General features: G+C 71.1%; 29 protein-coding genes and 1 pseudogene. 17 read left to right on the forward strand and 13 right to left on the reverse strand.

Annotation, left to right across the window (positions count from 1 at the left end; translation table 11 throughout):
* Window positions 1–41 precede the first annotated feature (41 nt).
* Both ACSURM_RS04760 and ACSURM_RS04765 read left to right on the forward strand, forming a co-directional pair.
* On the forward strand, window positions 42–896 hold the full coding sequence (locus ACSURM_RS04760; RefSeq protein WP_436953690.1) for an alpha/beta fold hydrolase: 855 nt from the start codon (window positions 42–44) through the stop codon (window positions 894–896).
* The gene (locus ACSURM_RS04765; protein ID WP_436953691.1) at window positions 896–1,843 is read left to right on the forward strand and encodes a quinone oxidoreductase family protein; all 948 of its coding nucleotides are present in this window, start codon (window positions 896–898) and stop codon (window positions 1,841–1,843) included. Before ACSURM_RS04760 ends, ACSURM_RS04765 begins: the two co-directional genes overlap by 1 nt.
* Before the next feature lie 116 nt (window positions 1,844–1,959).
* Here ACSURM_RS04765 and ACSURM_RS04770 read toward each other — a convergent pair whose 3' ends face one another.
* Both ACSURM_RS04770 and ACSURM_RS04775 read right to left on the reverse strand, forming a co-directional pair.
* Complete coding sequence (locus tag ACSURM_RS04770; protein ID WP_436953692.1) at window positions 1,960–2,193, reverse strand: hypothetical protein; 234 nt, start codon at window positions 2,191–2,193, stop codon at window positions 1,960–1,962.
* 359 nt (window positions 2,194–2,552) lie between these two features.
* Window positions 2,553–4,046: an AMP-binding protein gene (locus ACSURM_RS04775; protein ID WP_436953693.1), complete on the reverse strand. Its 1,494-nt coding sequence runs from the start codon at window positions 4,044–4,046 to the stop codon at window positions 2,553–2,555.
* A 164-nt stretch (window positions 4,047–4,210) separates the two neighbouring features.
* Here ACSURM_RS04775 and ACSURM_RS04780 point away from each other — a divergent pair, with 164 nt between their 5' ends.
* From ACSURM_RS04780 to ACSURM_RS04840, 13 genes and pseudogenes are all read left to right on the forward strand, one after another.
* Window positions 4,211–5,494 (forward strand): aromatic ring-hydroxylating oxygenase subunit alpha, encoded by a 1,284-nt coding sequence (locus ACSURM_RS04780; protein ID WP_436953694.1) that lies wholly within the window; start codon window positions 4,211–4,213, stop codon window positions 5,492–5,494.
* Window positions 5,495–5,609: 115 nt separating this feature from the next.
* A complete protein-coding gene (locus tag ACSURM_RS04785) occupies window positions 5,610–6,986 on the forward strand; it encodes a M20 family metallopeptidase (protein ID WP_436953695.1) in 1,377 nt (458 codons plus the stop codon).
* Window positions 6,983–7,942 (forward strand): catechol 1,2-dioxygenase, encoded by a 960-nt coding sequence (locus tag ACSURM_RS04790; RefSeq protein WP_436953696.1) that lies wholly within the window; start codon window positions 6,983–6,985, stop codon window positions 7,940–7,942. Before ACSURM_RS04785 ends, ACSURM_RS04790 begins: the two co-directional genes overlap by 4 nt.
* A complete protein-coding gene (locus ACSURM_RS04795; protein ID WP_436953697.1) occupies window positions 7,939–8,796 on the forward strand; it encodes an IclR family transcriptional regulator in 858 nt (285 codons plus the stop codon). The genes ACSURM_RS04790 and ACSURM_RS04795 overlap by 4 nt, the downstream gene beginning before the upstream one ends.
* Before the next feature lie 186 nt (window positions 8,797–8,982).
* Window positions 8,983–9,987 carry an NAD(P)/FAD-dependent oxidoreductase gene (locus ACSURM_RS04800; protein WP_436953698.1) on the forward strand — a complete coding sequence of 335 codons (1,005 nt, stop codon included), beginning with the start codon at window positions 8,983–8,985 and terminating at the stop codon, window positions 9,985–9,987.
* A 7-nt stretch (window positions 9,988–9,994) separates the two neighbouring features.
* Entirely contained in the window at window positions 9,995–10,315 is a 321-nt protein-coding gene (gene fdxA / locus ACSURM_RS04805; RefSeq protein ID WP_207818556.1) for a ferredoxin, read from the forward strand.
* The gene (locus ACSURM_RS04810; RefSeq protein ID WP_436953699.1) at window positions 10,312–11,118 is read left to right on the forward strand and encodes a 2-keto-4-pentenoate hydratase; all 807 of its coding nucleotides are present in this window, start codon (window positions 10,312–10,314) and stop codon (window positions 11,116–11,118) included. Before fdxA ends, ACSURM_RS04810 begins: the two co-directional genes overlap by 4 nt.
* Entirely contained in the window at window positions 11,115–12,059 is a 945-nt protein-coding gene (locus ACSURM_RS04815; RefSeq protein ID WP_436953700.1) for an acetaldehyde dehydrogenase (acetylating), read from the forward strand. Before ACSURM_RS04810 ends, ACSURM_RS04815 begins: the two co-directional genes overlap by 4 nt.
* Window positions 12,056–13,069 carry a 4-hydroxy-2-oxovalerate aldolase gene (gene dmpG, locus ACSURM_RS04820; protein WP_436953701.1) on the forward strand — a complete coding sequence of 338 codons (1,014 nt, stop codon included), beginning with the start codon at window positions 12,056–12,058 and terminating at the stop codon, window positions 13,067–13,069. Before ACSURM_RS04815 ends, dmpG begins: the two co-directional genes overlap by 4 nt.
* Entirely contained in the window at window positions 13,066–13,500 is a 435-nt protein-coding gene (locus ACSURM_RS04825; protein WP_436953702.1) for an LLM class flavin-dependent oxidoreductase, read from the forward strand. Before dmpG ends, ACSURM_RS04825 begins: the two co-directional genes overlap by 4 nt.
* Window positions 13,497–13,709, forward strand: coding sequence for a hypothetical protein (locus tag ACSURM_RS04830; RefSeq protein ID WP_436953703.1), 213 nt, complete (start codon window positions 13,497–13,499; stop codon window positions 13,707–13,709). Before ACSURM_RS04825 ends, ACSURM_RS04830 begins: the two co-directional genes overlap by 4 nt.
* Window positions 13,710–13,725: 16 nt before the next feature.
* The gene (locus ACSURM_RS04835; RefSeq protein WP_436953704.1) at window positions 13,726–14,526 is read left to right on the forward strand and encodes an alpha/beta fold hydrolase; all 801 of its coding nucleotides are present in this window, start codon (window positions 13,726–13,728) and stop codon (window positions 14,524–14,526) included.
* A 100-nt stretch (window positions 14,527–14,626) separates the two neighbouring features.
* Window positions 14,627–14,950, forward strand: a pseudogene (locus ACSURM_RS04840) (tannase/feruloyl esterase family alpha/beta hydrolase); the annotation flags it as partial.
* Window positions 14,951–15,124: 174 nt separating this feature from the next.
* Here the strand turns inward: ACSURM_RS04840 and ACSURM_RS04845 are convergent.
* Both ACSURM_RS04845 and ACSURM_RS04850 read right to left on the reverse strand, forming a co-directional pair.
* Window positions 15,125–16,675 (reverse strand): carboxylesterase/lipase family protein, encoded by a 1,551-nt coding sequence (locus tag ACSURM_RS04845; protein WP_436953705.1) that lies wholly within the window; start codon window positions 16,673–16,675, stop codon window positions 15,125–15,127.
* A gap of 220 nt (window positions 16,676–16,895) precedes the next feature.
* Complete coding sequence (locus ACSURM_RS04850) at window positions 16,896–17,309, reverse strand: winged helix-turn-helix transcriptional regulator (RefSeq protein ID WP_436953706.1); 414 nt, start codon at window positions 17,307–17,309, stop codon at window positions 16,896–16,898.
* A 157-nt stretch (window positions 17,310–17,466) separates the two neighbouring features.
* On the opposite strand from ACSURM_RS04850, the gene ACSURM_RS04855 reads away from it, so the two are divergent.
* Window positions 17,467–18,363, forward strand: a complete 897-nt coding sequence (locus tag ACSURM_RS04855; RefSeq protein ID WP_436960930.1) for an NADP-dependent oxidoreductase — start codon at window positions 17,467–17,469, stop codon at window positions 18,361–18,363.
* Window positions 18,364–18,525: 162 nt separating this feature from the next.
* Here ACSURM_RS04855 and ACSURM_RS04860 read toward each other — a convergent pair whose 3' ends face one another.
* The 5 genes from ACSURM_RS04860 to ACSURM_RS04880 form a co-directional block, all read right to left on the reverse strand.
* On the reverse strand, window positions 18,526–18,663 hold the full coding sequence (locus ACSURM_RS04860) for a hypothetical protein (RefSeq protein ID WP_436953707.1): 138 nt from the start codon (window positions 18,661–18,663) through the stop codon (window positions 18,526–18,528).
* Window positions 18,663–19,070 carry a hypothetical protein gene (locus tag ACSURM_RS04865; RefSeq protein ID WP_436953708.1) on the reverse strand — a complete coding sequence of 136 codons (408 nt, stop codon included), beginning with the start codon at window positions 19,068–19,070 and terminating at the stop codon, window positions 18,663–18,665. Before ACSURM_RS04865 ends, ACSURM_RS04860 begins: the two co-directional genes overlap by 1 nt.
* A gap of 31 nt (window positions 19,071–19,101) precedes the next feature.
* The gene (locus tag ACSURM_RS04870; RefSeq protein WP_436953709.1) at window positions 19,102–19,338 is read right to left on the reverse strand and encodes a hypothetical protein; all 237 of its coding nucleotides are present in this window, start codon (window positions 19,336–19,338) and stop codon (window positions 19,102–19,104) included.
* A gap of 68 nt (window positions 19,339–19,406) precedes the next feature.
* Window positions 19,407–20,681, reverse strand: a complete 1,275-nt coding sequence (locus ACSURM_RS04875) for a prolyl oligopeptidase family serine peptidase (protein ID WP_436953710.1) — start codon at window positions 20,679–20,681, stop codon at window positions 19,407–19,409.
* A 476-nt stretch (window positions 20,682–21,157) separates the two neighbouring features.
* Window positions 21,158–22,294, reverse strand: coding sequence for a tyrosine-type recombinase/integrase (locus tag ACSURM_RS04880; protein ID WP_436953711.1), 1,137 nt, complete (start codon window positions 22,292–22,294; stop codon window positions 21,158–21,160).
* Window positions 22,295–22,455: 161 nt separating this feature from the next.
* Between ACSURM_RS04880 and ACSURM_RS04885 the strand changes: the two genes are divergently transcribed.
* Complete coding sequence (locus ACSURM_RS04885; protein WP_436953712.1) at window positions 22,456–23,238, forward strand: hypothetical protein; 783 nt, start codon at window positions 22,456–22,458, stop codon at window positions 23,236–23,238.
* A 72-nt stretch (window positions 23,239–23,310) separates the two neighbouring features.
* On the opposite strand, the gene ACSURM_RS04890 is transcribed toward ACSURM_RS04885, so the two are convergent.
* The 4 genes from ACSURM_RS04890 to ACSURM_RS04905 are packed head-to-tail and all read right to left on the reverse strand — an operon-like array spanning window position 23,311 to window position 26,780.
* Entirely contained in the window at window positions 23,311–23,973 is a 663-nt protein-coding gene (locus tag ACSURM_RS04890) for an ABC transporter ATP-binding protein (protein ID WP_436953713.1), read from the reverse strand.
* Window positions 23,966–24,931, reverse strand: a complete 966-nt coding sequence (locus ACSURM_RS04895; RefSeq protein ID WP_436953714.1) for an ABC transporter ATP-binding protein — start codon at window positions 24,929–24,931, stop codon at window positions 23,966–23,968. The genes ACSURM_RS04890 and ACSURM_RS04895 overlap by 8 nt, the downstream gene beginning before the upstream one ends.
* On the reverse strand, window positions 24,928–25,806 hold the full coding sequence (locus ACSURM_RS04900; RefSeq protein ID WP_436953715.1) for an ABC transporter permease: 879 nt from the start codon (window positions 25,804–25,806) through the stop codon (window positions 24,928–24,930). Before ACSURM_RS04900 ends, ACSURM_RS04895 begins: the two co-directional genes overlap by 4 nt.
* A gap of 5 nt (window positions 25,807–25,811) precedes the next feature.
* A complete protein-coding gene (locus ACSURM_RS04905) occupies window positions 25,812–26,780 on the reverse strand; it encodes an ABC transporter permease (RefSeq protein WP_436953716.1) in 969 nt (322 codons plus the stop codon).

Raw genomic sequence — 26,780 nt, forward strand, 5'->3', positions numbered from 1 at the left:
AGTCCTCATCCCCTCCCCGACTGCCCTACGGAGAACGCCCCATGTCCATCTGGACGGAGATCAGCCCCACCCCCTTCCGCGTCGAGTACGTCGACGCCGCCGGTGTCCCCACCCGCACCCTGCGCGCCGGTGACCCGAACGGCCAGGCCGTCGTCTTCCTGCACGGCACCAGCGGTCATCTGGAGGCTTTCGCGCGCAACATCACCGCGCACGCCGCCTACGACCTGCACGCCATCGACATGCTCGGCCACGGCTACACCGGCAAGCCCGACAAGCCGTACGAGATCGCCGACTACGTCGCCCACCTGCTCGACTACCTGGATGCTGTCGGGGTCGACAGCGTCCACATCGTCGGCGAGTCGCTGGGCGGCTGGGTCGGCGCCCGCGCCGCCATCGACCACCCCGACCGGGTGCGCAGCCTCCAATTCCTCTGCTCCGGGGGCACGGTGGCCAACCCCGAGGTGATGGACCGCATCCGGACCAGCACCAAGCAGGCCGTCACCTCCGACGACATCGAGCTCACCCGCAAGCGGATGCGCCTCCTCATGGCCGACGACGCCTCCGCCACCGAGGAACTGGTCGAGGTCCGGCACGCGATCTATCACACACCCGAGTTCGTCGCCGGCGTCGACAACCTCCTCTCCCTCCAGGACATGGAGCGCCGCCGGCGCAACCTGCTGCGCCCCGAGCACCTGGCGCAGATCACCCAGCCGACGCTGGTCGTGTGGGGACGCCAGAACCCGTTCGGCGACACCCCCGAGGCGACGGCCCTGCACGAGGGCATCCCCGGCTCGCGCCTCGAACTCTTCGAGAACTGCGGGCACTGGCCGCAGCACGAGCAGGCCCAGCGCTACAACGCGCTCAGCCTCGAGTTCATCGGCAAGGCCGCCGGCTGATGCGGGCGGTCCGGTTCCACGACTGGGGCGCCGCCCCGGTCCTCGACGAGGTGCCCGAGCCCGTCCGCGCACCGGGCGAGGTCCTCGTCCAGGTGACGGCCGGCGGTGTCTCGCACCTCGATGTCACCGTGGCGTCCGGCGACTTCGATCTCAAGCCCTCGCTCCCGTACATCGGTGGCGTCGAGGGCGCGGGCACGGTCCTGGAGGCGGACGCCGACTCGGACCTCGTCCCCGGCACCCAGGTCGTGCTGCGCGGCGGCGGTCTCGGCCTGCTGCGTGACGGCACGTGGACCGAGCGGGTCAGCGTGAAGCGCAAGGCCGTCACGCCGCTGGACGCTCCGCTCCCCCCCGCGGTGGCGGCGAGCTTCTTCGTCCCCGCGACAACCGCGTACGTGGCGCTGCACGATGTCGCCCGGATCGGTCAGGACGAGAACGTCGTCGTCGTGGGCGCCGCGGGTGCGGTCGGCGCGATGGTCGCCCAGCAGGCACTGGCCGCGGGCGCCCGGGTCACCGGCGTGGTCGGCCGGGCGGACCAGCTGGCCGACGTGCCGAAGGGCGTGGAGGCCGTGACGCTGGACGACGCGGAGGGTCTCGCCCAGGATCGCGCGGCCTCGCTGCTCGTCGACACGCTGGGCGGCTCGGGCCTGGTCGGCCGCAGCCGGTGGGTGCGCCGGGGCGGACGCGCGGTCGTCATCGGCTACGTGGCCGGCCCGCACGTCGAGCTCGACCTGCCGAGCTGGCTGCTCGACGAGGTGGCGCTGCTCCCGGTGAACATGATCCGCCAGGAGCGCCGGGCCCGCGAGGTCTCCAGCGACCTGGCACGCAGGCTCTCCGAGGGCGAACTCTCCCTGGCGGTCGAGGAGTTCGACCTGGCCGAGGCTTCTGCGGCGCTCGACGCGCTGCGCGGCGGACGCGTCCGGGGGCGGGCGGTTCTGCTGCCCGGGTGAGCAGGCGGGACTGCGCGCGGCGGCGGCCGGGCGCGGGTGCATGGGGCGGGTCGGCGCCCCGTGCATCCGCGCCCGGCCACGCGTCGTTGGGGCCCGCACGTGCCGCGGGCCGGAAGTCAGCTGGGCGTGAGGGCGTTCGCGACGGTGGAGCACGCGAGGCGGGCCACGGATCGCAGCTCGGAGTCCGGGGTCCCGGCGCGGCTCAGCACGGCGAGCGACTGGTTGACGGCCACCACGAACGTGGCGAGTTCGTCCAGGGACGGGGAGCCGGCCGAGGACTCCGCCGAAGCCTCCCCCGACGACTCCGCCAGGACCGCCTCTCCCCCTCCGCTCCCCTCCTCGGCAGCCACGAGACGAACGACCGGCTCTGGCACTCGATGGGCGCGTCCAGCGCGCGGTGGAACTCGAAACTGCAGCGCAGTGCTTCCGGGTCGGAGGCCAGTACGTCGATGTAGTACTGCACGGCACGCTCGGGCAGCGGCTTGCCCGCCTTCGTGGCGAACTGGTGGCCGAAGTAGAGCGCCTCCCGTCCGCGGACCAGCTCCTCGTTGACCCCTGCCAGGCGGTTGAAGGCGAGCCCGGGTGCGGCCACTACCCCGCCGAGGAATCACCCGAGGAGATGCTGTCGGCCCTGCGGCCGTTCCTGGCTCCCTACGAAGCGACGGGGCACCCCCACGCGTGACGCGCACGTGGAGCCGACTGACAGCCCCTAGCCGCACCGGTCCCACGTCCCCCCGGTCACCCCCCGCTCCCGCAACACGGACTTCCGTACCTTCCCGGTCTCCGTGAGCGGCAGCTCCCGGGTCACGTCCACATACCGCGGGACCGCGAACGCGGGCAGTTCCGTCGTGCAGTGCCGCACCACCTCCGCCGGGTCGAGCGCGTACCCGGTGCGCGGGACCACCGCCACCATCACCTCGTCCTCGGCGAGGTCGGACGGGACCGGGAAGGCCGCGGCCTCCGCGATGCCGGGGTGGCTGCGCAGGGCGGTCTCGACCTCGTACGAGGAGATGTTCTCGCCGCGTCGCCGGATGCAGTCCTTGACGCGGTCGACGAAGCGGAACCAGCCGTCGGGCTCGCGCACCACGCGGTCGCCCGTGCGCCGCCAGGAACCCGGGTCCAGAGCCTGCTCGCCCAAGTAGCCGCTGGAGAAGGCGTGTTCCTGGTCGGTGCGGACCACGAGTTCGCCGGGGGTTCCGTCCGGCACGTCGGAGAGCTCCGTGTCGACGACCCTCGCCTCGAAGCCGTCGCGCACCGTGCCCATGTATCCGGGGCGGCAGTCCTCCGGCACCGAGCCGATGACCGCGTTGGTCTCCGTGGAGCCGAAGCCGTCGACCAGCGCCACACCGAACCGCTCGCGGAACACCTCCCACAGCGGGCCGGGCGTCCCCGGGCCGAGGCCGCGCCAGGCCCGATGCGCACGGTCGCCCGGGCCCGGCGGCTGGGCGAGCAGCATCGGCACCATGGCGCCGAGCACGTACACGCACGTGGCTCCTGTCTCGGTGGCCCGCTGCCAGTGCCGCGACGCGGAGAACCTGCGGTCCACCACCATCGAGGCGCCGACGGTCATCGCCTGGGCCAGGGTGTTGAGGGCGTTGGTGTGGAACAGCGGGAGGCACGTGTAGAGGGTGTCGGCGGCGGTCAGGCGCAGCTGGCCTGCCACGTTCCGGCCCCACCAGGCGAACTGGGCGTGCGGGCAGCGCACGCCCCGGGACGGGCCCGTGGTGCCGGAGGTGAACAGGATCGCGGCCGTGTCACCGGGGCGGGACGGGTAGGGGTCCAGCGCCTGCTCGATCCCGGGGCCGGGCGCCTGCGGCGAACCCGTCACCCATACCTCTCCCGAGAACCCCGCTTCGGCGACCCGGTCGGCGAACGCCTGCTCCACGTACAGGAATTGAGGCTGCGCCTCGTCCAGGGCGTGCCGGAGCAGCCGCCCGTGCAGCGCCGTGTTGAGCGGGACCACGACCGCCCCGAGCCAGGCGCAGCCGAGGACCAGGTCGATCAGTTCGACGCGGTTGGACAGGAGCGCCGCCACGCGGTCGCCCGGGCGGCAGCCTCGGGCCGCCAGCGCGCCGGCCATCGTGGCGGCGTCCGTACGCGTCTGCGCGTAGGAGCGCCGGGTTCCGTCGACGGTCAGGAAGGCCCGGTCGCCGTGGTCCGCCACCGCCGCGACGACCAGGCCGGGAATCGTCATCCGGTTCATGGACGGATGCTGTCCGCCGCCTCCGTGAGCGATCAAGGGAGACGGTTCGCTGACCGGTCCCCCGTCGGTCACGGTCCGTTCACCGGAACAGGTTCATAGGCAGGCGTCGCACCGCGCCGGATGCTCGTGCCGCACACCCCACCGGAGCAGGAGGCCATGACGAGATGACGACGAGCGAACGCCCCCCCGCCGCGCGGAAGACCGCAGCGAAGGCACCCGCCAAGGCCGACCAGCCGCCCCGCGCGACCCCCGACAAGATTGGCCGGCAGGACTGGTCGTCCTGGCCCCACTACGACAACGCGGCGTCCGGTTTCCGCGGCTACTGGTACCCGGTCACCTGGGCGAGCCACATCACCAACGACCCCAAGCCTTTCACGCTCTGCGGCGAGAAGATCACGCTGATCCGCGACAGCGGCAAGGTGTACGCGCTGCACAACCGCTGCCCGCACCGCGGCGTCCCCCTGTCCGAGGGCAACCAGCAGTTCCCCGGCACCGTCAGCTGCCCCTACCACGGCTGGACCTTCGACCTGCCCACCGGCAATCTGTCCGCGGTCATCACCGACGGCCCCGGCTGCCGCCTCACGGGCAAGCTGGGCGTGCGCACGTACGCCGTCGAGGAGCGGATCGGCATGGTCTGGGTGTACATGCCGATCGCCGACGAGGAGCCGCACCCGATCGACGAGCAGCTCCCCGAGGAGCTGGTGTCGAACGCCTTCGTGATGGGCGGCCGTTTCGATCCGCGCGGCGGCAACTGGCGCTTCGCCTGTGAGAACGGCTTCGACGAGGGACATGCCAAGTACCTGCACCGCACGGCTCTTTGGCGTCTGCTCAAGCCGATGCCGACGTGGAACATCACGCGGATCGTGCCGAAGGGCCGCTGGATCTACCGCGTGCAGGACGAGGTCTACTGGGAGGCCGACTTCCCGGGCGTGGGCCGCTGGACCAACAAGCGGTGGTGGATGAAGCAGCCGCCGGAGGGGACGTTCAACCTCGGCAACACCGGCGCGTCCGACAAGGTCGACCCGGTGATCGAGTCCCAGAACTTCCCCGGCTTCGCGTCCCTGACGATGCCGGGCATGCTGCGGATCGCCTACCCCACCTTCATGCACTACGAGTTCTACGTGCCGATCGACGACGACCACCACATGTACGTCGGCGTGATGGTCAACTTCAAGCAGGGCTGGGACACCCTGCGCTTCTACGGCAAGTACCTCGGCGCCATCCGCTGGCTGTTCCACGGCCAGTTCTCCGGCCAGGACGCCTGGATGGTCGACATCACCGACGCGCCGCCGGAGAAGCTCTACCGCCCCGACGTGTCGCTGACCTCCTGGCGCAACCTCGTCGAGGAGGACTACGCCAAGAAGCTCGCCGCCGCCGGCTTCACCGGACCCGCCACAGACACCTCGGACACCTCGAACACCACCGGCATCATCGAAAAGGAGGCCTGATCATGGCCCGCACCCTCTGCAAGATCCTGCTCGGTGCCGCCGTCGCGGTGGCACTGCCCCGCGCGAAGCAGTTGTTCGCGGAGAAGACCATGACCCAGGTCCACCGGATCAACCAGTGACGGGCGCCGCCGAACTCGACGGTCTCGACGGGCTCTCGGGGCTCGACGAGCAGCGTCGCGCCTGGGTGTCGGAGGCGTGGCGACACGTCACCGACGAGCGGTTGCGCGAGCTGATCGTGGGGCTCGTCGGCATCCCCAGTCCGACCGGTGACGAGCGGCCGCTCGCCGAACACATCGCCCAGACCCTCGCCTCGGTCGGCCTGCGCGCGGCCGCTCAGCCGATCGACGCACGGCAGGCCAACGCCTGGGCCCGCCTGGAGGGCGACGGCACCGGCCCCGATCTCATGCTGTACGCGCCCATCGACACGCTCACCGTGGGGGACGAGAGCGAGGACGTGCCGTGGATCGGACCGAAGCTGCGCGAGGACATGCGGCCCGAGGCCACCGTCTACGACGACCTGGTGACCGGCCTCGGCGCCTCCAACCCCAAAGGGCACGCGGCCTGCGTGATGATGGCCGCCGAGGCGGTCGCGCTTGCCGGTGTGCCGCTGACCGGGGATCTGGTGGCGGCGTTCGGGGCCGGCGGCATGCCGACCAACGCCCGTCCCGGCAGCGACCGGCTCAACACCGGTCAGGGCGCTGGCTGTTCGTTCCTCCTGGAGCAGGGCGTGTGGACCGACTACGCGGTCATCGCCAAGCCGGGGTGGACCGTGTCGTGGGACGAGGTCGGCCTCGTCTGGTTCGAGGTGACGGTGCATGGCACCCACACGTACGTGGGATCGCGGCACCGGCTCCCGTACGACAACGCGATCAGCCGCGCCGGCGACGTCGTGCGGCACCTGGAGGAGTGGTTCGCCGAGTACGCCAAGCGGCACACCGGCGGCACGGTCGCACCGCAGGGCGTCGTGTCGTCGGTGCGCGGCGGCTGGCCGCGGATGGCGGCCGTGACCACGGCGGCCTGCACCCTCCGCGTCGACCTGCGGATCGCGCCGGAGACCAAGCCCATGCAGGCGAAGCGTGAATTCGCCGCGGCGATCGCGGAGTTGAAGCGCACGCTGCCGGGGCTCGACGCCACGGTCGAGATGATCCTCGCCATCCCGGGAACCACCACCAGCCGGGAGAGCTGGGTCTTCCGCAGCGCGGTCGCCGGATGGGAGGCGCTCGAAGGACGGCCGCACGAAATCGTGAACGGCAACAGTGGCGCGACCGACGCCAACATCCTGCGCGGGCGCGGCATCCCGACCGTCCGCGTCGGCATGCCGAAGGTGACCAAGGCGCCCTTCGGCATCGACTTCGCCCGCGGCATGAACACCGTCTCCGTCCAGGAGATGCAGCGACTGACCCGCCACCTGATCCGCACGGCGGTCGACACCGTCACCCGTTCCCGCGCGGAGTGCGAGGCACCCGCGCAGCCGGAAGGAGCATCGGCATGAGCGAGATCGTGCTCGGCGTGGGGGCCTCCCACAGCACCCTGATGAACACGCACTGGGAGGAGACGATCCACAAGGACCGGGCCGAACGGTTCCGGGACGCGCTCGGCGCGGCCCGCGCCGAACTGGCCCGGGTCCGCCCCGACACCGTCGTCCTGATCGGCTCTAACCACTTCCGCGGGTTCTGGCTCGATCTGATCCCGCCGTTCACGCTGGGCGTCGGGGAGTGTATCGCCAGCGGCGAGTCCGGGACCCCGAAGGGCCCGCAGCCGGTGGACGTGCCGCTCGCGCAGCACATCGCGGACTCGCTGGTGGAGAGCGGCCGGTTCGACCCTGCATTCTCCGCACGGCTCCAGATCGACCACGGGCAGTCCCACGCCATCCAGTACCTGCTGGACGGGCTCGACGTGGAGATCGTGCCGCTCGTCGTGAACGTCTTCGCGCATCCGCTGCCGACCCTGCAGCGGTGCGAGGAACTGGGGTACGCCATCCGTGAGGCCGTGCTCTCCTTCCCCGGCGACCGGCGGGTCGCGGTGGTCGGCTCGGGCGGTCTTTCGCACCGGCTGCCCTGGCCCGACTGGCGCGAACCGCACGGCGACGACGAGGAGTTCATGGTCGGCGCCTGGCTGAACGGGCGCGAGAACTGGCAGGACTACGACAAGCGCCGCCGCGAGATCATCCGGGCCGCCGAGGCGTCCCTCACCCCGGGGTTCGACAACGAGTTCCTCGGCCTCCTCGAGCGGGGTGAGGCACACCGCCTCACCGAGTTCACGTCCGAGGAACTGGAGAAGGCCGCGGGCAACGGCGCGCAGGAGCTGCGCACGTGGCTGCTGATGGCCGCCGCCCTCGATAACGCGCCGGCCCGGCGTCTGGCGTACGAGCCGATGCCCGAGTGGCTCACCGGAATGGGCGTCGCGGTCATCGACCCGGCCGCCGCGGACGCGGGGCAGTCGGCATGAAGGCGCCGGCCGACGCAGCACTGGCCGGTCACCACGCCCTCGCCGCCCCGGCGCCGCAGGGCCTCGTCCTCTCCGCACGCCGCGCCGAGCGACATCCCGACAGCGAGGATGCGGGCGGCGCCGACTCCATGAACTCCGTTCTGGGGAAGGTCCGTCCGATCCTGGAGGCCTTCACCTCCGACGACGCCGCACTCTCGCTCGCCGAGCTGGTGCGGCGGTCGGGAGCGGCCAAGGCCACGGTGCACCGGCTTGCCCAAGAGCTGGTCACCTGGGGGCTGCTGGAGCGCGAGGGGTGCGACTACCGGCTCGGCCTGCGCCTGTTCGAACTCGGCCAGCGGGTACACCGGCAGCGCATCCTGCGCGAGGCGGTACAGCCGTACATGGAGGACCTTCTCCTGATCACCCGGGAGACCATCCACTTCGCCATCCACGACAGCCTGGACGTCGTCTACCTCGACAAGATCTTCCCGCACCGCGGGCTGAACGCGGAGTCCCGGGTGGCGGGCCGGCTCCCGCTCTACTGCACGGGTACCGGCAAGGCGATCCTCGCGTACTCGCCGCCGTCGCTCTTCGTCGACGTGGTCCGGGGCGGCCTCAAGCCGATCACCCGGCACACGGTGGTCTCGCCGGGCCGCCTGCGCGCCCAGCTCGACCGGATCCGGGAGGAGGGCATCGTCCTGGAGTCCGAGGAGATCCGGCTCGGGTACGCGAGCCTGGCCGTTCCGGTGTTCGCCGGGGGCACCACGCTGGTGGGGGCGCTGTCCATCACGGCGCCCACCTACCGGATGGACGCGACGGGGTACGCGACGGCGCTGCGGACCGCCGCGCTGGGCATCGGCAGATCGCTCGCCTAGCCGCGCCATCTCCCACGAGCATGAAGACCGCACCACCTCGCACGAGCACGAAGGGGCCCGCCGGACGGCGGGTCCCTCGCCGCGTTCCGGTCCGCGACGCCCCCGTCGCACCCTCTTGACCAGTCGTGTCCTGCTCACCGGAACAACTCCGTAGGGAGAACCGCACCCCGTTCCTACGCTCACCGCATGAGCCAACTCACCGGCGCCACCGACGTCCTGACCACCGACGTCCTGATCATCGGCGCGGGTCCGGCGGGCCTGTACGGCGCGTACTACGCCGGGTTCCGCGGCCTGACCGTGACCGTGATGGACGTCCTGCCGCAGCTCGGCGGACAGATCAGCGCGATGTACCCCGAGAAGCCGATCTTCGACATCGCCGGGTTCCTGTCCGTGCGCGGCCGCGATCTGGTGGACGGCCTCGTCGCCCAGGCAGAGCCCTACTCCCCGCGCTATCTCCTCGGCCACCGGGCCGCTGAGCTGACCCACGACGCCGACGGCCTGCCGGTCGTCCGCAGCGACCAGGGTGCGACGGTGCGGGCCAGGGCCGTCGTCATCACGGGCGGCGTCGGGACCTTCACGCCCCGCCCGCTGCCCGCCGGGGACGAGTTCCTCGGGCGTGGCCTGGAGTACTTCGTGCCGGACCCGTCCGTGCACGCGGACCGCGACGTCGTGGTCGTCGGTGGCGGCGACAGCGCCTTCGACTGGGCGGCCCTCCTAGCCCCGATCGCCCGCTCCGTCACCCTCGTGCACCGCACGGCCCGCTTCCGCGCCCACGCGGCGTCCGTCGAGAAGGTCCGCGACCTCGGCGTGGAGACAGTCACCGACTGCGAGGTGATCCGGCTCATCGGCGGCGACCGGGTGGAGCAGGCGGAGATCCGGCACCGCGTCAGCAAGGAGACCCGCCTCGTCCCGGCCGGCACCGTGGTCGCCGCGCTCGGCTTCCTCGCCGACCTCGGCCCCCTTCAGCACTGGGGCCTTGACCTCAACGCCCGGAAGATCACCGTCGACACCCACATGGCGACCAACCTGCCCCGGGTCTTCGCCGCGGGCGACATCACCGACTACCCCGGCAAGGTCCGCCTCATCTCGGTCGGCTTCGGCGAGGCCGCCACCGCCGTCAACAACGCGGCCACCGTCATCGACCCGGAGGCCGCCCTGTTCCCCGGGCACTCCACCGAGAAGGAGCACTGAACACACCATGGCGTACGTCATCGGCGCGTCCTGCGTCGACATCATGGACCGGTCCTGCATGGAGGAGTGCCCGGTCGACTGCATCTACGAGGGCGAGCGCAAGCTCTACATCAACCCCATGGAGTGCATCGACTGCGGCGCCTGCGAGGTCGCCTGCCCCGAGCAGGCGATCACGGTGGACCGCAAGGCGGACCCCGACTTCCGTGAGGACAACCGGAACTTCTTCGTGGAGGTCCTGCCCGGCCGCGACAGCGCGCTCGGCTCCCCCGGCGGGGCGACCCCGCTCGGCCCGGTCGGCGTCGACACCCCGCTGGTGAGCGCCCGATGAGCGCCGCCGAGGTGACGAAGGCGGCCGACGCGCTGCTCTCCGCGGAGCGTTCGGGCGAGCCCTGTCCGCCCGTACGGTCCCTGCTCGCCGAGGGCGACATCGACACCGCGTACGCCGTACAACGGGTCAACGTCGAGCGCGGCCTGGCCGCGGGGCGGCGTCTCGTCGGCCGGAAGATCGGGCTGACGTCCCCCGCCGTGCAGTCCCAACTCGGCGTGGATCAGCCTGATTTCGGCGCCCTGTTCGCCGACATGGCCGTCCCCGACGGCGGCACCGTCGCGGCCGGGCGGCTCATCCAGCCGAAGGTCGAGGCGGAGGTCGCCCTCATCCTCAAGGCAGACCTGCCGCACCGGGCGACAACGGTGGCGGACGTGATCCGGGCGACCGACTTCGCGCTCCCCGCCCTGGAGATCGTGGACAGCCGCAACGCGGACTGGGACATCACCATCGTCGACACCGTCGCCGACAACGCCTCCAGCGGTCTGTACGTCCTCGGCGGTACGCCCGTGCCCCTGACCGGCCTTGACCTGCGCGCCGTACGGATGACGATGACGCGCGAGGGCGCCGGGCAACCGGTCTCCACGGGCACCGGCGCCGACTGCCTCGGCTCCCCGCTCAACGCCGCCGCCTGGCTCGCCTCGACGCTAGCTGCCGCGGGTGACCCGCTCAAGGCCGGGGACGTCGTGCTCACCGGGGCGCTCGGCCCGATGGCCGTCGCCGCGCCCGGCGACCGCTTCGAGGCGCGCATCAGTCAACTGGGCCGTATCAGCGTGCAGTTCGCACAGACGGGAGACACCGCATGAGTGGCCGTACGAAGGTCGCCGTGATCGGTTCCGGCAACATCGGCACCGACCTGATGATCAAGATTCTCCGGCTGTCCGAGTCGCTGGAGATCGCCGCGATGGCCGGTATCGACCCGGACTCCGACGGCCTCGCCCGCGCCCGCCGCCTCAAGGTCGCCACCACCCACGCGGGGGTCGGGGGTCTGGTGAAGATGGACGAGTTCGCGGACGTGGAGTACGTCTTCGACGCGACCTCCGCTGGCGCCCACCGCCACCACGAGGACGTCCTGCGCCCCCTGGGCCGCACCCTGATCGACCTGACCCCGGCCGCGATCGGCCCGTACGTCGTGCCGCCGGTGAACGGCGACGCTCACCTGGGCGCGCCGAACGTCAACATGGTCACCTGCGGCGGCCAGGCCACCATCCCGATCGTCGCCGCCGTCAACGCGGTCACCCCGGTCCATTACGGCGAGATCGTCGCCTCGATCTCCTCGCGCTCGGCCGGTCCCGGCACCCGCGCCAACATCGACGAGTTCACGGAGACGACCTCGTCCGCCATCGAGCAGGTCGGCGGCGCCGCGCGCGGCAAGGCGATCATCGTCCTCAACCCGGCCGAGCCGCCGCTGATCATGCGGGACACCGTGCACTGCGTCGTCTCCGCCTGCGCCGAGGAGACCGTCACGGCTTCCGTGGAGGAGATGGCCGGCCGCGTCCAGGCGTACGTGCCCGGATACCGCCTCAAGCAGAAGGTGCAGTACGAGACGGTGAACCCCGGCGACCCGCTGCACACCCTCGCGCCCGCCGGGACGGGTGAAGCGCTGAAGGTGTCGGTCTTCCTCGAAGTCGAGGGCGCCGCCCACTACCTGCCGGCTTACGCCGGGAACCTCGACATCATGACGTCGGCCGCACTGCGCACCGCTGAGCGCATGGCCGCGCACCACGCGACGGAGGCCGCCAAGTGACCAGTCTCTACGTCCAGGACGTGACCCTGCGGGACGGCATGCACGCCGTCCGGCACCGCTACACCACCGAGCAGGCCCGCACCATCGCCGCCGCCCTTGACGCCGCCGGGGTCGCCGCCATCGAGATCGCGCACGGCGACGGCCTGGCCGGCTCCAGCGTCAACTACGGGGTCGGCGCGCACACCGACTGGGAGTGGATCGAGGCCGTCGTCGACGCCACGACCACCGCGATCCCCACCACGCTCCTCCTTCCCGGCATCGGCACCATCCACGACCTCAAGCAGGCCCACGCGCTCGGCATCCGGTCGGTGCGCGTCGCCACGCACTGCACCGAGGCCGACATCGCCGCCCAGCACATCGCCGCCGCGCGGGAGCTGGGCATGGACGTCGCCGGGTTCCTGATGATGTCCCACATGGCCGAGCCCGCCGAACTGGCCCGCCAGGCCAAGCTGATGGAGTCCTACGGCGCGCACTGCGTCTACGTCACCGACTCCGGCGGCCGTCTCACGATGGACGGCGTCCGCGACCGGTTCCGCGCCTACCGCGACGTCCTGGACCCCGGCACCGGGTTGGGCATCCACGCCCACCACAACCTCGCGCTCGGTGTCGCCAACACCGTCGTCGCCGTGGAGGAGGGCGTCACCCGCGTCGACGCCTCCCTCGCCGGCCAGGGCGCGGGCGCGGGCAACTGTCCCCTCGAAGCGTTCGTCGCGGTCGCCGACCTGCTGGGCTGGAAGCACCACTGCGACCTGTTTCCGCTGATGGACGCCGCCGACGACCTCGTCCGCCCCCTCCAGGACCGCGAAGTGCGCGTGGACCGCGAGACGTTGAGCCTGGGCTACGCGGGCGTCTACTCCAGCTTCCTGCGCCACGCGGAGGCCGCCGCCGCCCGCTACGGCCTGGACACCCGCACCATCCTCGTCGAGGTCGGCCGCCGCGGCATGGTGGGCGGCCAGGAGGACATGATCACGGACATCGCCCTCGACCTCACGGCGCGGAACGCCAAGTGAGCGATCCGGGGGCCCGGTTGAAGGTCGGTATCCAAGTCCCGCCCTGCGACCGCGCCGACCGGATCGTGGCGCCGAGCGGGCCCCGCAACCTCCGCCTCGCCGGCGAGGCGGCCGACGGCGTGATCCTGTTCAGCGGCGATTCACCCCGCACCCTGGCAAGTGCCACCGCCGGGGTGCGGGAGGGTGCGGACGCGGCAGGGCGCGCGGCGCGGACGGTGCCGCTCACCGTGTCCGCGTACTGCGAGGTGACCGACGACATCGTGGTCGCCGCCCGCCGGATCAAGCCCATCTGCACGGCGATCGCCCGCAACGGCGGCACCCCGTTCCTCGCCCCTCGCGGGGATCCACGTCGACGTGTCCGCTGCCCCCCGATGTCATCGACAGCGTCTATCCGGACCTGGCGCACGCCGAGGACTGGGACGCCGCCGTGAAGGCCGTCACCCCCTGGGTCGACGACGCGGCGGCGCTGCGCTTCGCCGAGGGGTTCTGCCTGTTCGGCACCGCCGACGACATCGCCCGGCGGCTGCGCGCCCTGCACGCCGACGGCGTCGACGGGGTCTTCCTCCAGCACGTCGGCTCGTACGCCCCTCCCACCGGCCTCATCGAATCCGTCGGCGCCTCGGTGCTGCCGGCCCTGTGACGAAAGCGACCCCCGCATGACCGAGACGACGGACGCGAACACACTGCGGAAGGGCTATGTGCCCAGCCGCTTCGGCCAGTTGCACTACGTGGAGACCGGCGACGGCCAGCCCGTGCTGCTGCTCCACCAAACGCCGCGCTCCTGGACGGAGTACCTCGACGTGCTCCCCCTGGTCGGTACCCGGTACCGGGCGATCGCCATGGACACCGTCGGCTACGGAGCGTCGGCGAAGCCCGAGGGGCCGCACACCATCGAGCGCTTCGCGGACGGCGTCGCCGACCTGATCGAGGCGCTCGGCCTGGACCGCTTCCACCTGGTCGGGCACCACACCGGCGGGGTGGTCGCCGTCGAGGTGGCGGCCCGCTTCCAGGACCGCGTGGCGAGCCTGCTGCTTTCGGCGACGTCGTTCGTCGACGACGAGAAGCGGGCATCCCACGGCCGCGTCGACCATGTCGACCCCAAGCCCGACGGTACGCACCTGCAGCAGCTGTGGGACAACCGGCGCGGCTTCTACCAGCCGGGCGAGGAAGCGGCCCTGGGCCGGTACGTCATCGACGCACTGACTGTCCTCGACCGCGTCGAGGAGGGCCACCAGGCGGTACGCCGCTACGTCATGGAACCCCGCCTGCCGAAGATCACCGCGCGCACGCTCGCGGTGTGCGCCCCCGACGACCGGTTCTCCAGGCCGTCCCTTCCGAAGTTCGCGGCGGCGCTCGGCTGCCCGACGCGAGTGCTGTCCGCCGGACACGCGGCGGCGCCGGAGCAGGTGCCGCAGGAGTTCGCCGAGACCGTCCTGGAGTGGGCCGGCCGCGGCTGACCCGGCAGGGCGCGGGACGCGCGACGGGGATCGTGCCGCTGCGGCATCCGGTGCAGCGGGACAGCGCAGGCGCTCGTCGACGTCCCCGCCGGAGCGAGCCCTGCCCGTCGAGTACTACAGCCGGGTCCTGCTCGACAAGGGCGGCCCCCATGTCCGCTCGGCTCTCCGGGATGTCCCGAAGTTCTACCGGCTGTTCATGGTTCCGGGCGGCGGGCATGTGTCGGGAGGCCCGGGTCCCCATCCGTTCGACGCGTCGGCCGCTGTGAGGAGCTGGGCCGAACAGGGGAATGCACCGAAGGAGATGGTCGCCACCGAGTACGTGGCGGACCGTCCTGAGAACGAAGTCACCATGACGCGGCCCCTGTGCCCTTACCCGCAGGTGACTCGCCATGACGGGTTCGGGCCGACCTCGGAAGCGAGCGACTTCCGGTGTGCGGACGACTGGGGGCGACTTCGCCGCGGACGTGGCACGAGCGAGGCACTGATGCAGGCGGCCGCGCCCCGTGGCGGGGCGCGGCCGCCTCGGCAGGCGCGTCATGACTCCGATGTACCGGGAGATCGGCGTCCGCCGACCCGCTGCCGGACAACGGCCAGGGGCTCAGGCGATGCTGTTCCAGAAGCCGCACTGATGGTCGGCTTTGTAGGTGGCGGTCGCGATCGCCGTGCTGCCGCCGGGCCGCAGGGACATCAGCCGGCCGCTGCGGTACGACGGCCAGGTGGCCTGGTCGGTGGCGTGCGCGTTCGGCGATCCGGTGCGGATGAAGGACCCCCAGTAGGTCGTCATCTCCTTCGCGAGCTTCCGCTGCGCTGCCGTGAACTGCGCCGACAGGGGCTCGTCACCGCCGGAGTAGGCCCAGATGTAGGGGATCTCCGCCGCGTGCGTGGCACCGGCGTCGAAGCCGGGCAGCGCGGCGGACAGCGACGAAGGGGCGTCCTGATCGTCGAACTCGTAGAAGTACGTGCGCGCCTGCTTGCCGGTGAAGTCCTGGGCCAACTGCTGTGCCGGGCAACCTCCGAGGCCGATCATGTAGCCGCTGTCGGTCCAAACGTGGCCGACCGCGTAGGTGCCGGTGTAGGGGCTCGGGTAGGAGTCGTAGGGATAGCGGGCGAGCACCGCGTCGGCGTGCGCGTCGTATTCGTCGCGGACGGTCTGCTCGTACGTGGCCTTGGTCGCCCCGGTGTAGGCGAGGGCGAACAGGCGCGCCTCGTCATGGTTGAAGCCGATCAGCAGGGGGACGTTGTTGAAGCGTCCGGAGCCGAGTGCGGTCTTCGGGTAGCGCGGGAGTTCCGGTGTTCCCGAGGTCGGCAGGAGCGTGCCCGCGCTGTCGGCGAGGCTTCGCGACGCCGCCAGGAGGTCGCTGCCCGATCGCGCGCGCAGGCAGGTGGCGAGCGCCGCGGTGTCGGTGCAGCCGACCGCCTTCGCGTAGGCCGTGCTCCGGGTGGTCGCCACGGTCGGCGTGATGCTCTCGCAGACGCCGCTTTGCATGATCGCCTTGCTGAACAGGCCGCCGGCCTCGGGGGAGGCGAGCAGCGCACACACCGAGATGGCGCCGGCGGACTCGCCGGAGATGGTGACCCGGCCGGGGTCGCCGCCGAACGAGGCGATGTTGCGCTGGGTCCACTCCAGGGCCGCGATCTGGTCGAGCAGACCGTAGTTACCGGCGCCGCCGGAGCTCAGACCGGGCACGTTGAGGAAGCCCAACACGCCGAGCCGGTAGTTGATGGAGACGACCACGGCGTTCTGGCTCTCGGCGATCTGCGAGCCGTCGTGGCCGTTGCCCGAGCCGTTCTTGAGCGAGCCGCCGTGGATCCAGAAGAGCACCGGCAGCCGCTTGTGACGGACTTGCGCGTCCTTCGGGGTGTAGACGTTGAGGTACAGACAGTCCTCGCTGCCGGTAGTCGTGGTCGTGCCGCCGTAGCCGCCCGCCTGCGCGCACTCGGCGCCGTTCTCGGTGGCCTTCCGCACGCCGGACCACGAGGCGGCCCGGTGCGGCGGCTGCCAGCGCAGCGCGCCGACGGGTGCGGCCGCGTAGGGGACACCGAGGTACTGGTGGGCGGACCTGGCGTCCTTGCCCTGGAGCTTGCCTGTATCGGTCGAGACGATGAGGCCGTCACTGTTCGCTGTCGCGGCGGTGGCCGGCAGACTCACGGTTGCGGTAAGGCACGCGGCGGCCAACGCCACCAGCCCCCGACGCAGTCGTGTGCGTCTTTGCGCGATTCCGCCTCTGAGGAAACCCAGCATGTCATCCCATTCGTGAGAGGTACGCGGGAGAAGCAGGTGCGCGGGGCAGTGGATCACCGGCCCCGTGCGGAACCAACGCCATCGGTCCGTTCACCGGACTCCGCGGCGGTCTGCGGCAGCCCGCGGCTCAGTCGCCGAGCGCCTCGTCGTCGTACTGAGCCCGGTTGCGCGTGATCTCGTCGTGGTGGGTGCCCGCCCAGTCGATCAGGGCGGTGACCGCGACGAGCAGCGTCGCGCCGAGACCGGTCAGCGCGTACTCGACGCGCGGCGGCACCTCGGGGTAGGCGGTGCGCGTGACCAGCCCGTCTCGGCGCAGCTGGCGCAGGGTGTGGGTGAGCATGCGCTGGGAGATGCCGGGAATGGAGCGCTGAAGGTCGGTGTAACGCAGGGGGCCGTTCTCCAGGGTGCCGATCACGAGGACGGACCATTTGTCGCCGGCCCGGTCGACGATCTGCCGGATCGTCTCCCCCTGCTCGGCCGGCCAGCGGGCACAGGGCCCGGTCCGGCCCAGCGGCTGATCCCCCTGAACGCCGGATGCCATCGTGCGCCTGCTCTCCGCGTCTCTTACACGCGTGTGCCTTTTGTACGGACTTCCATTCTGTCGCAGAGTCGGGTTGCGCACCAAAAGTAAGAAACGGCTGCCCGGTGTCCCGTCCCGCGCACCCGCACACCCCCATCGCAGGAGGAACAGCATGATCATGCGTGCCGCTACCGTGTCCCGCTTCGGCGGCCCCGAGGCCGTCGAGATCACCGAGGTTCCGGTGCCCGCCCCGGGCCCGGGACAGGTCCGGATCAAGGTGGCGGCGGGCGCGCTGAACCCGGTGGACGCGGCCATGCGGGCCGGCGCCTTCGGCGGTGAGGGCGAGCGCATCGGCCTGGGCTGGGACGTCGCCGGCACCGTCGAGAGCGCGGGCGGCGGGGTGCGCTGGGCCGCGGGTGACCGGGTCATCGGCCTGTGCACCGGCCACCGCACCCCGCTGGGCACCCACGCCGAGTACGTCGTCCTCGACGCGAACGCCATCGCGGCGGCCCCGGCAACGCTGGACGACACGCACGCCGCGGCCCTCCCCCTCAACGCGCTCTCCGCGGCGCAGGCCCTGGACATGGCCGGCCTCGAGGCCGGGCAGAGCCTGCTGGTCACCGGCGCGGCGGGCGGCGTCGGGGCGCACACCGTGGAACTGGCCCACCACCGCGGCCTGAAGGTCACCGCGCTCGCCTCCGCGCGCGACGAGGAGTTCCTGACCACCCGGGGCGCGGACCACTTCCTGCCCCGCGACGAGCCCCTCCCCGCGGCCGCCTTCGACGGTGTCATCGACACCGCGCTGCTCGGGGACACGGCCCTCGCCGCGGTGAGCGACGGCGGCACCTACATCGGTGTCTGGCCCGGGCAGGAGCCGGCCCCGGAGCGCGGCATCCGCGTCGACGCACTGGACGTACGCGCCGACGGCGCCCAGCTCGGCGAGCTGTCTCAACTCGCCGACCGGGGCGTCCTGTTGGCTCGCGTGTCCGCGACGTTCCCGCTCGCGGACGCCGCCGCGGCCCACGCGCGCCTGGCGGAGGGCGGCCTGCGCGGACGCCTCGTCATCGCGCCCTGAACCGCTCCCCCGCCGGGGCCGGGACGTGGCGGCTCACGGCCGCAGCTCGGCCCGCGGGGTGCGGTCGATCACCTCGATCGCCCGGCCGAGTGTGCGCACCTGGTCATACAGCTGAGCGGGGTCGAGCTTGTCGATATGGCCGTTGCGCGCCTCGGCGAGGAATTAGGTGTTGAAACTGATGTAGCCGATGGTCGGTATCTTCCCCTTGTTCCACAGACAGGTGGCCGGGGTGATCGAGGCGGCGGCACGGTCGACGACCGCCGTGCGCGCGACGCGCGATCCGCGCAGCGCCTCCAGCATCACCGGGACGAGGCCGTTGGGCGCGTCCTCCGGGCCCAGCGTGTACGCCCAGGCGATGTCGGGCCGGTTCGCGGCCGCACGATGTTCCGCGCCGAATCGCTGAGCCATTCACGGCAGCCGAGGTGTTCCATCGCGAGAGCGACGACCGCCTTTTCGGCGATGTCGGGCCGTGCGTCGATCCACCAGTTGTCCGCCATGGCCGAGCCGCCGAAATGGCCTTCGGTCAGCACGCAGACGATCGTGCGGTTCCGTTCAGCGGGCGGTACCTTCGCGAAGTGGCGCATGAGGTTGAGCATCGCCACGGCACCGTTCTCCTCGACGGCGTTTATGCCATCGGTGTGGGTCCAGAGCAGGATCACGTCGCCGCTCTCGCCGGGCAAAGTGGCGATCGTCGTCGCCGTCGGCACATTCTCGGTGACCTCGCCCGGATCGTGCGCGTCACCGAAGCGCCGCGGTCCGCGAGCGCGCGGAGCGCGGGCCGAGCTGGTTCATCGCCACGACGCCACGCCAGATCTCGCGCTGCGAGGGCAGGTGCGCGAGTTCCGTGGCCGCGGCGGCGGGCGTCGCGAGCAGTTCCGGAGTGATCAGCAACGCCGATCCGGCAACACCCGCGGAGAGCAAAGATCGCCGCGACAATGACGCCTGGAACATACCCCATTCATCTGCTTCGCTCATCAATACCTGCATGGATGATGCCGGTCGGCGGTGGTGCGAGGGGATCGGGCCGGGAAAGACCCGACCTCTCAGTCCCGCTCCCGGGCGGCCATCCACTGCCAGATGTGCGTTCCGTTGGAGCAGGGGTCGTTGCGGGCGATGTAGATCCACGAGAAGTGGCCGAGGTACTGGTGGTCGTTCCAGATGACGTGGTCGTACAGCGTCATCAGCGAGCCGGGGATCACCTCGTGCGCGTGGACGGTGTTGGCCTGCGCGTTGATGATCGGGTCGTCCTTGGAGGCGACGAGCCAGCTCGGCGTGGTGATCTTCGCCAGCTCGCTGTCGGGGATCATCGGTGTGGTCACGGGCGGGAGCACACCGACGATGCCGCAGATCGGCACGGAGGCGGCGAACAGGTCGGGATAGACGGCGGTCATCTTCATGCTCATGTAGCCGCCGTTGCTGCAGCCGGCGACGTAAATCCGCTCGTAGTCGATGTCCTTCCGGCGCGCGACCTCGTGGACTGTCTCGTGGATCAGCGGGGCGAAGCGGGGTCCGTCCTCCATCCAGTAGGACGTGCTCTGCGGGGCGACAACGTAGGCGCCGTCGAAGATGTCCTGCGCCTCGGGGGTGGTGAACCCCAGGGCGCCGCGGTTGGCCCGCAGCGTGGTCTCGTTGTCGTAGTAGCCGTAGGGCAGCGCGGCGCCCTCACCCCCGCCGTGCAACCAGACGATCAGCGGGCGCTTGCTCCCCCGCGCGTAGCGGGACTCGGGTGAGTACAGCCGGTACTTCATCCCCGAGCCGGATATGTGGGAGCTGAACGCGTCCACCTCGGGGTCCGAGAGCCGGGGGTTCTGCACGAAGGTGTCGATGGTGACCGACCGGTGGTTGCGCAGGACGATCGGGGCCCGCTGCGTGACGGTGTAGTCGAGGTCGAGCACCACGTTGCGGCCGGTGCCCACGCTCGAGACATAGCCGAGCGTGCTCGCCCCCGGCCAGCCCTCGCCATGGGCCAGTTCGATCACGATGTTGCCGTGGCCGTCGAGCCGCACCGCGGTCACCGTGCGGTCGAGGTCGTACTCCAGCCTGGTGTCGGCGGGGCTGACGGCGAACGGGCGGGTGGCCTTGGCGTGCACGCCGAAGGTGCCGGCGGTCAGAGCGGCCGGGTCGATCGGGCCGAGCCGGGCGGTCTCGAGGGTGATCGAGGTGACTTGCTCGCCACCGTTGAGCACCTCGGCGTTCAGGGTGAATCTCACGTCGGCGGGCGCACGGCCGGCGGCGTACGCGGACACGCCGGGTAGGGACAGCACGCCGGCTCCGGCGCCGGCGGCCAGGATGGTGCGGCGGCTCATATGTGTTGCCATGCGAACTCCTCAAGGGGTGCGAAGGCTTCATCACGGCCTGTGCCCTAAACCGGGCGCGGCCACCGTCGAGTTGCGGAAGGGTCGACCTCGTCCGCCCGGCGCTCGGGCGGGAACAGCTGATGCGGGAGCGGCTGACGCGGGAACAGCTGAAACGGGCGGCTCTGGAACAAGGCGGTTCGTCAGGCGGAAATGCGCTGCCGGACAGCGGAACGCGCTGAATTTCCCGTGAGGCCGGAGCGACGAGGGAGTCATCATGTGACTCGTTCGGCAGGCGCGCGACGCTTGCGTTCCGCTCAGTGGAACGCGGCGCGAGGTGTTGACCTGACCTGCGGCAGAGCCCAGCATGGCCCGCTGGAGAGCTCAGGAAGCGAAAGCCGCGTACTAGCTGTAAACCGAAATTTCTTCTGGGACTGATTTCGCCTTCACTTATTGATGGTTCGAAAAGCGCCTCCTAGCTGTTCCCTCGAATCCGGAAATCAGGCGGCTTCCCACAGGCCGGCGTCCAGGACCCGGGCAGCCTTGGTGATGCTGCCCGGCATCAAGTGCCGGTAGGTCCGGTACGTCTCCTCGATCGACTTGTGCCCCATCCACTCCGCCACATCGGTAATCGGGATCCCGTTCCCGAGGGCGTTCGAGGCGAAGTAGTGCCGGAAGCCGTACATCCCGACGCCCTCCTCCGGCGGAAGATCCGTGAAGAGCCTCTTCACCCGGCGTCGCTCCATGCCTTCGGTGAAGTAGCCGCCCGGGCCGCGCAGCAGGTAGCCGTCCTGCGTGGTGCCGTGCTTCTCCGCGTACTGCTCGATCGCCTCACGGACAGACCGGGGCAGGGGAACCTCGCGGAACTCCCCCGCCTTGCGGTGCTTCAGCTTCGCCGGCCTCAGCGTGTTGGAATGGATCTGCTCCCGCACCCGGTACACGTCCTGCGCCACCACGTTGTGGACGTTCACCGCCCGCGCCTCGCCGTTGCGCAGGCCGCACCCCGTCATCATGACGATCTCCAGTGCGAGGTCCTCGTCGGCGACGACCAGTGCCCTTTTCACGTAGGCGAGAGAGGGAATGGCGACCGTTCCCCGCACATATTCCGGTTCCTGGACTCTCTGCACCGGGTCGTCCGCCATCGCCCCCTTGGCGTAGGCGTCCCGCAGGATCGTCTTCAGGACCCGGAAGATGTTCACCTGGTTGCCCCGGCCGACCCCGTCGTTCTCCATCTCGTCCAGGAAGCGCTCGACCACCATCGGGGTGACCGAGTTCAGCTTCCGCGCTCCCAGACGGGGGACGATGTGGACGTTGATCGAACTGTCGACGTGCTCGCCCGTGGAGTAGTCCGTCATCCTGCGCTGCCTCGGCCGCCACTGCTTGGCGTACTCCTCGACCGTCATCTGACCCAGTTCGCGGCGGGCCGCCGCCACGGACGGCGCTGTGGTCTTCTTTTCCGCATACAGCTGCGTGAGGCGTTCGATCGCGTCATCCTGCGTGGCGTATCCGGATTCCTCGCGCTGCTTGCCGAGGGCGTCCCGGAATCGGATCGAGTAGGGGTGGGGGCAGCGGGCGGGCCTGGGGCAGCCGCAGTCCTTGAAGAAGGACCCCATGCCGCGGGCGAGCTGTCGGGCCATGTGACGCACCATCCGCTCCAGCCCAAAAATCGTGCTCAGGCACCGCACTGCAGGTCGATGGTCAGCAAGCACGGACACCATGCGGACGCATGCTGACCGTTTGCTGACCTGAGGGGGGCACATGATGCCCCTGACCTGCGGCGACGCCAAATAGTCAGATCTTGGACTTGAACATGGTACGCAACATCGGGGCACTCCCAGAAGTAGGCTCCCTGCCTGCGTTCGTGCAGGTCAAGGGCTGTTTCCATAGCCTACAACGAGTCGCACGTCCGGGTGGGTTTCCCCGGGTTCTCCAGGACTCACGCCGACCGCTTGGCGACTTACCCTACGTACCATCAGGTGGCCGGAGGAGGGTCTGGCCCGTCGTCCTGGACCTCGCCACCACGGTGGCACAAGCCTGCGCGACACCCCACTGGCACATCTCAGGTCGCCGCTCGGTCGAGGTCGAAACGCCAAGGTTTAGCAACAAGAGGGCCGAAGTCTTCAAATGGCTAGAGCGACAGAAGAACGCGGATGATCACATGGGAAGATTCGAGGCGCACGGTGGCGCCAAGAGGGATTTCGACTTCAATGTCGGTCTGGCGGTGGGTGATTGGGACGCCAAGCGGTTCGGCGACCGGCTGTGGGCTGACGTCGCACGAATCCTGGAGGTGTCCTTCGCGGACAGCCCCGGTGAGCCGGGGGATGCCGGGAGCCACCGGTATTGGTTCGAGAACGACTCGATGAGCGTTTCCTTGTATGTCGACGACGGAGAGCCGGGCTGGGTGTTCGAGAAGGTTCCGGCGATGCTGACCGCCCGCTCCCGGTCCGAGTCCGTCGAAACCTGGCAGCTGGCGGAGAAACTCTACGACCGCCTCGTTGCGATCGGGAGCTACCTGGTGGTGGTGTTCGCCGACGACGGCATGCCGATCGACGCGAATTTCGACATCGGCAACGACTGGTAAAACTTCGCCGACCTGTGTCGCTGCCGCATCCGTGGTGGCCCGGCCCTGTCACATCCCGGGTGAAACCGGGGTTCAGGCGTCCGAGGTCAGAGCTTGCCAGTCGAGGGTGTGGTCGCACCAGCGTTTCAGGAGGGTGTGGTCGTGGCCGACCGCGAGCAGGCCGGCGCCGGTCGTTGTTCGGTAGTGCTCGACGACCGCGACCAGCGCGGCGGTGGTGGAGGCGTCGAGCATGGCGGTCATCTCGTCGCAGATCAGCCAGCGGGGGCGGAGGACGAGGGCGCGGGCGAGGCAGGCGCGTTGCAGCTGGCCGTCGCTGACCTCGTGCGGGCGTCTGGTCAGCAGGTCGGGGGTGAGGCCGACGGTCGTGGCCAGCTCGGGGACGCGTTCGGGTATCTCCTCGCGACGGCCAGTGGCCCGGAGAGGCTCGGCGATCAGGTCGCTGAGGCGCAGCCGGGGGTCGGCGGAGAGTCTGGGTTGCTGGAAGACGACGCCGAAGGCGGTGCGCTGTTCGCGGGGGGCGCGGTGGCGCCAGTGGCGTACGGGGGTGCCGTCGAGGAGCAGGGTTCCGGAGTAGGGGCGGTGCAGCAGGGCCGTGACGCGGGCGAGGGTGGATTTGCCGCAGCCGCTGGGGCCGAGCAGGCCGACGGCCTCACCGGGTGCGAGGGTCAGGGAGAAGTCCCGTACCACGGGGGCGCGTCGGTCGTAGCCGGCGGTGATGGCGCGCAGTTCAAGCACGGGCTTCCTCCGGGACGTGCGGGTGGTGGCAGGCGGCCGTTTCCGTCATCCGCGGCTGGGCGGCGCAGGTGGAGGTGGCCCGGTCGCAGCGGGCGGCGAAGGCGCAGCCGTCGGGGAGGTCACCGAGTTCGGGGGGCATGCCGGGGATGGGGGTGAAGGCCCGTTCGGGGAGGGCCTGGAGGAGGCCGCGGCTGTAGGGGTGGCGAGGCCCGGTGGGGCCGAAGAAGGTGGTGGCGTCGGACAGTTCGACGATGCGGCCCGCGTACATGACGGCGATCCGGTCGGCGATGCGTTCGGCCGCGGACAGGTCGTGGGTGATCATCAGCAGGGCCCGGTCGGCCTCGTCGACGTGGCGGCGCAGTTCGTCGGCCGTGTGGTTCACCAGGTCGCGGTCGAGTCCGGTGGTCGGTTCGTCGGCCAGCAGGAGAGGGGCTCCGCCGACCAGGGCGAGGGCGGTGGCGGCGCGCTGGGCGAGGCCGCCGGACAGTTCGTGCGGGTGGCGGTCGAGATGGCCGGGCGGGAACGCGGCACGTCCGGCGGCCTCCTCGGCGGCGTCGCGCAGGGCGGCACGGCCCCGGATCCCCGTCAACGCGGTGAGTGTCTCCTCCAGTTGGGAGCGGATGGTGCGTACGGGGGTCAGGTGCGCGGCCGGGCTCTGCGGGATCAGGCCGATCCTGCGGCCCCGTACCGTGCGGGCGAGGGTGCGCTCGTCGGCCGTGATCAGGTCGAGGTCGCCGAGGAGGGCCTCGCCGGTGGTCTGCGCGTTGGCGGGGAGCAGGCCGAGGAGGGCGGAGGCGAGGACGGACTTGCCGCAGCCGCTCTCACCGATCAGGGCCAGGCACTCCCCCGCCGCCACGTCGAAGTGCGCGTCGGTGACGGCGGCGACGCGGCGCCCGCCGGGCATGAGGAAGCGCACCGACAGGCCGCGCACCGACAGCACGGGTTCTCGCTCGGTCACAGCATCAGCTCCGATCGGCGGCGGGGGTTGATCCGTTCCCGCCAGGCCCCGGCGAGACCGGCGATGGCGAGGGTCGGGACGATGATGAACAGCCCGGGGAAGAGGGTCGGCCACCACTGGCCGGCGAGGAGCGAGCCCCGGGCGGTCTGGATGAGGGTGCCGAGACTCGCGGTGTGGGTGGGCAGGCCGAGTCCGAGGAAGGACAGGGCCGACTCGTGCCACATGGCGTGCGGGACCATCAGCACCGCGGAGAGGGCGGCCTGGGGCAGCACGGCGGGCAGCAGGTGCCGTACCGCCACCCGCCACCGGGACGCTCCTCCGGAGACGGCGGCGTCGATGTACGGGCGCGAGCGCAGCGAGAGGACCTCGGCGCGGACGATCCGGGCGGTCGACAGCCAGTGCGTGAGCGCGACCGAGACGACCACCGGCCAGACGCCCGGGCGGAACAGGGCGACGATGAAGATGCCGAGCAGCAGGTGGGGTACGGAGGAGGCCGTGTCGACCAGCCGCATGATGCCGCGGTCGGCCCAGCCGCCGAGCGCCGCGGCCGTGGCCCCGACGGCCGTCCCGATCACGGTCGCCGTCAGAGCCGCCACCACCCCGACGAGCAGGGACACCCGCAGGCCGTAGACGCAGCGCAACAGCAGGTCGCGCCCGACGTCGTCGGTGCCGAACGGGTGGGCCCAGGACGGCGGTAGCAGCTTCGCGGCCAGGTCCACGGCCTGCTGGTCGAGCTGGACCAGCGGCGGTACGAGCAGCACCGCGAGGACCGTCAGGGCGGCCAGCGTGACGGAGGTGCGCACCCGGAGGGTGCGGGTGGAGCGGCGGTTGGTGCCGTACGACCGCCACTTCCCCTCGACTGCGGCCTCAGCCATGGGAGTCACATTTCACTGAGCTTCACCCTCGGGTCGAAGAGTCCGTAGAGCAGGTCCGCGAGCAGGTTGCCGGCCAGGACGGCGGCGGTGGCCAGCGTGGTGAGGGCGGCCAGCAGCGGGAAGTCGACGGCGGTGGCCGCCTGCACCGTGGCCGCCGCGATGCCCGGCCAGCTGAAGACGCTCTCCACCAGCAGGGCACCGGTGATGAGTTCGGGGACGCGGGAGCCGATCAGCGTGAGCACCGGCAGCAGTCCCGAACGCAGGGCGTGGCCGAGCAGCACGGTGCGTTCGTCCAGGCCCCTCGCGCGGGCGCCGCGTACCGGGTCCTCCGCCAGGGCGTCGCCGACACCCTGGCGGACGTAGAGGGTGAACCAGGGAAGTTGTGAGACGGCGAGCACGCAGGCGGGCAGCACGATGTGGCTCGCGACCTGGCCCGCGCCGACCTGTTCGCTGGCGGTGTCGGTCAGGCCGCCCGCCGGCAGTACGTCCAGTTGGAGCGCGAACAGCCAGATGGCGAGCAGGGCGATCCAGAAGACCGGTGCGGCCTCCAGGGCGTAGGCGAGCGAGGTGACGGCGCGGTCGAGCCAGGATCCGGGGCGGCGGGCCGCGAGGACGCCGAGCAGCGTGCCGGCCAGGACGGCGACGGCGAACGCGACCGCGCACAACAAGGCCGACCACACCAGGCGTTCGCCGATGACCTGGGCCACCGGTTGGCGCATCACGCTGGACTGGCCGAAGTCGCCGGTGAGGGCGGAGGTCAGCCACCGCCACCAGCGCTCGGCGAAGGGCTGGTCCGCACCGAGGTTGGCCCGCAGCCGGTCCAGCGTCTCCTGGTCGGCGCCGAGGGCGGCGGTGCCGGCGTACGCCTTGACCGGGTCGAAGGGGGAGGCGGCGGCGATCGCGAAGACGCCGAAGGTGACGACGAGGAGGACCGGGGCGGCGAACAGCGTCCGCCGCCCCGCCAGGCGGGCCAT

It is taken from the genome of Streptomyces sp. SudanB182_2057, assembly GCF_964272715.1.
GTDB lineage: Bacteria > Actinomycetota > Actinomycetes > Streptomycetales > Streptomycetaceae > Streptomyces > Streptomyces rubradiris.

Bases quoted from the DNA above. Each gene is read 5' to 3' on its own strand.
- ACSURM_RS04760 (WP_436953690.1), top strand. From the start codon at position 42: ATGTCCATCTGGACGGAGATCAGCCCCACCCCCTTCCGCGTCGAGTAC.
- ACSURM_RS04765 (WP_436953691.1), top strand. From the start codon at position 896: ATGCGGGCGGTCCGGTTCCACGACTGGGGCGCCGCCCCGGTCCTCGAC.
- ACSURM_RS04775 (WP_436953693.1), bottom strand. From the start codon at position 4,046: ATGAACCGGATGACGATTCCCGGCCTGGTCGTCGCGGCGGTGGCGGAC.
- ACSURM_RS04780 (WP_436953694.1), top strand. From the start codon at position 4,211: ATGACGACGAGCGAACGCCCCCCCGCCGCGCGGAAGACCGCAGCGAAG.
- ACSURM_RS04790 (WP_436953696.1), top strand. From the start codon at position 6,983: ATGAGCGAGATCGTGCTCGGCGTGGGGGCCTCCCACAGCACCCTGATG.
- ACSURM_RS04795 (WP_436953697.1), top strand. From the start codon at position 7,939: ATGAAGGCGCCGGCCGACGCAGCACTGGCCGGTCACCACGCCCTCGCC.
- ACSURM_RS04800 (WP_436953698.1), top strand. From the start codon at position 8,983: ATGAGCCAACTCACCGGCGCCACCGACGTCCTGACCACCGACGTCCTG.
- fdxA (WP_207818556.1), top strand. From the start codon at position 9,995: ATGGCGTACGTCATCGGCGCGTCCTGCGTCGACATCATGGACCGGTCC.
- ACSURM_RS04810 (WP_436953699.1), top strand. From the start codon at position 10,312: ATGAGCGCCGCCGAGGTGACGAAGGCGGCCGACGCGCTGCTCTCCGCG.
- ACSURM_RS04815 (WP_436953700.1), top strand. From the start codon at position 11,115: ATGAGTGGCCGTACGAAGGTCGCCGTGATCGGTTCCGGCAACATCGGC.
- ACSURM_RS04835 (WP_436953704.1), top strand. From the start codon at position 13,726: ATGACCGAGACGACGGACGCGAACACACTGCGGAAGGGCTATGTGCCC.
- ACSURM_RS04850 (WP_436953706.1), bottom strand. From the start codon at position 17,309: ATGGCATCCGGCGTTCAGGGGGATCAGCCGCTGGGCCGGACCGGGCCC.
- ACSURM_RS04855 (WP_436960930.1), top strand. From the start codon at position 17,467: ATGCGTGCCGCTACCGTGTCCCGCTTCGGCGGCCCCGAGGCCGTCGAG.
- ACSURM_RS04860 (WP_436953707.1), bottom strand. From the start codon at position 18,663: ATGCTGGAGGCGCTGCGCGGATCGCGCGTCGCGCGCACGGCGGTCGTC.
- ACSURM_RS04870 (WP_436953709.1), bottom strand. From the start codon at position 19,338: ATGAGCGAAGCAGATGAATGGGGTATGTTCCAGGCGTCATTGTCGCGG.
- ACSURM_RS04875 (WP_436953710.1), bottom strand. From the start codon at position 20,681: ATGGCAACACATATGAGCCGCCGCACCATCCTGGCCGCCGGCGCCGGA.
- ACSURM_RS04880 (WP_436953711.1), bottom strand. From the start codon at position 22,294: ATGGCCCGACAGCTCGCCCGCGGCATGGGGTCCTTCTTCAAGGACTGC.
- ACSURM_RS04900 (WP_436953715.1), bottom strand. From the start codon at position 25,806: ATGGCTGAGGCCGCAGTCGAGGGGAAGTGGCGGTCGTACGGCACCAAC.
- ACSURM_RS04905 (WP_436953716.1), bottom strand. From the start codon at position 26,780: ATGGCCCGCCTGGCGGGGCGGCGGACGCTGTTCGCCGCCCCGGTCCTC.